Origin of the sequence: Streptomyces sp. UH6 (assembly GCF_013421635.1) — a bacterium.
GTDB classification, from domain to species: domain Bacteria; phylum Actinomycetota; class Actinomycetes; order Streptomycetales; family Streptomycetaceae; genus Streptomyces; species Streptomyces abyssomicinicus.
The window spans coordinates 1-2,314 of record NZ_JACADT010000909.1; the positions used below are offsets into that span (position 1 = coordinate 1).

Consider the following 2,314-nt stretch of genomic DNA (forward strand, 5'->3'; position numbering starts at 1 on the left):
CCTGCGCCTCGCCGAGCTCGACGCCCTCGTCACCGGCGCGGCCGCCCGGCTCCGCCGGCGGACCTGAGATGCCCGGAACCGTGAAACCCTCCGGAACCGTGAACCTTCCTGAACCCGCCCCTCTCCGACCCCCAGGGATACCCCGCACATGCCCCGCGTGCTCCTGATCGAAGACGACCCCTCCGTTCGCGAGGGCGTCGAGCTGGGACTGCGCCGCCGCGGCCACGAGGTCCGCACGGCCGCCACCGGGGAGGCCGGCCTGGCCGCGCTCCGCGACTTCCGGCCCGACCTGCTCCTGCTGGACCTGATGCTGCCCGGCATGAACGGGGTCCAGGTCTGCCGCCGGGTGCGGGAGGACAGCCAGCTGCCCGTCATCATGCTCACCGCCCGCGGCGACGACTTCGACGTCGTCGTCGGCCTCGAGGCAGGCGCCGACGACTACATCGTCAAACCGGCCCGCACCGAGGTGATCGACGCCCGCATCCGGGCCGTGCTGCGCAGGATGGAGGCCCCGGGCGGCGGCCGGCCCGCCGTCGAGTTCCACGGGGACCTCGCCGTCGACCGCGCCGGCCTGACCGTCGCCAAGTCCGGTGAACGCCTCGCCCTGGCCCCTTCCGAGATGAAGCTGCTGCTCCACCTGAGCGCGGCGCCGGGGCAGGTGTTCAGCCGGCAGCAACTGCTCGAGCACGTCTGGGAGCACAGCTACCACGGCGACGCCCGCCTCGTCGACGCCTGTGTCCGCAGGCTGCGCAACAAGATCGAGGACACCCCCGGCAGCCCGCGCTACATACAGACCCTGCGGGGCTTCGGCTACCGCTTCGGACCCCTGTGACCGCCGTCCGCTCGCGCCTGCGCCGGATGGCCCCCTTCGGGCTGCGCACGCGACTCGTCCTGGCGTTCCTGCTGGTCGCCGCCGTCAGCGCGGGCACGACCGCGGCCCTCACCTACCGCGAGGCGCGCAACGCCGTCCTCGTCAGCGCCCAGGACACCGCGGTCGCCTCCTTCCGCGAACAGGTGGAGACCCTCGCGCCCTCGCTGCCCCTCGATCCGGTGATCCTGCGCGAATACCTGTACGTCCTCGCGAGCAAGGCGAAACCGCACCCGTGGATCGTCTTCGCCGAGTACGGCTCGCTGCGGGTCTCCTCGAGCACCAGTCCCACCTCCTCGGTCATCACGCCCGGCCTGCGCCGCACCGCCCTGACGACGTCGCACAGCAGCTTCGAGAGGGTGGTGAAGGACGGTGTCCCCTACCTCACGATCGCGGTGCCCGTCCTGACGAGGACCGGCGCGGGCGACAGCATGCCGACCGGGCTGGTCCTCTTCGCCGTGATGCCGATGAACGACGAGCAGGCCAGCGTCGACGCCCTGGTCACCGCCGCCCGCGACGGCGCCCTGCCCGGCCTCGCCATCGCCCTCGTGCCGGCGCTGATCGCCGCGCGCGGCGTGCTGCGCCCGGTCCGCGAACTGCGCAGGGCCGCCCGCTCCATGGGCAGCGGCCGGCTCGACGCGCGGATCAAGGTCTCCGGGCGGGACGAACTGGCGGATCTGGCCCGCACGTTCAACGAGTCGGCGGCGGAGCTGGAGAGGTCGGTCGACGAACTGCAGCGGGCCGAGGCCCGCGCCCGCCGGTTCGCCTCGGACGTCTCGCACGAACTGCGCACCCCGCTCGCCGGGATGCTCGCCGTCACCGAGGTTCTCGACGAGGACGCCGACGGCCTCGACCCGGACACGGCTCGCGCCGTACGGCTGATCAGCGCGGAGACCGGCAAGCTGGCGGTGCTGGTGGAGGACCTGATGGAGATCTCCCGCTTCGACGCCCGCGCGGCCGAGCTGAACACCGACGAGGTCGACGCCGCGGAGACGATCCGCAAGACCCTCCTGCACCGGCACTGGAACGACCGCGTCCGCGCCGAGCTGCCCGACGGGATCCGGGCCCGTCTGGACCCGCGCCGGTTCGACGTCGTCGTCGCCAACCTGGTCGGCAACGCCCTGCGGCACGGCTCCGAGCCGGTCACCGTACGCCTGGGCACCCGGACGGCCGCCGACGGGACGGGCACGCTGGTCACCGAGGTCACCGACAGCGGACCCGGCATACGGCCGGACGTGCTGCCCCACATCTTCGACCGGTTCTACAAGGCCGACGCGGCCCGTACCCGGTCGGCGGGCAGCGGCCTCGGTCTCGCGATCACCCAGGAGAACGTCCGGCTGCACGGCGGCACCGTGCGCGCCGGGAACGGACCGGGGGGCGGCGCCGTCTTCACGGTCGAGATCCCGCTCGACGGGGCGGCCGGCACGGACGGATCCGGCACGGACG

At 73.3% G+C, this 2,314-nt stretch carries 2 protein-coding genes; both read left to right on the forward strand.

From position 1 onward, the window contains the following. The first annotated feature begins 148 nt into the window (after positions 1–148). Entirely contained in the window at positions 149–832 is a 684-nt protein-coding gene (locus HW445_RS27440) for a response regulator transcription factor (RefSeq protein ID WP_180223566.1), read from the forward strand. Between the two features lie 26 nt (positions 833–858). Beyond that, positions 859–2,314 (forward strand): HAMP domain-containing sensor histidine kinase (locus HW445_RS27445; protein WP_180223567.1); only part of this gene is annotated, 1,456 nt, incomplete at its 3' end.

What these genes read in the sequence shown, in the direction of transcription:
- HW445_RS27440 (WP_180223566.1), top strand. Translation starts at nt 149, where the DNA reads ATGCCCCGCGTGCTCCTGATCGAAGACGACCCCTCCGTTCGCGAGGGC.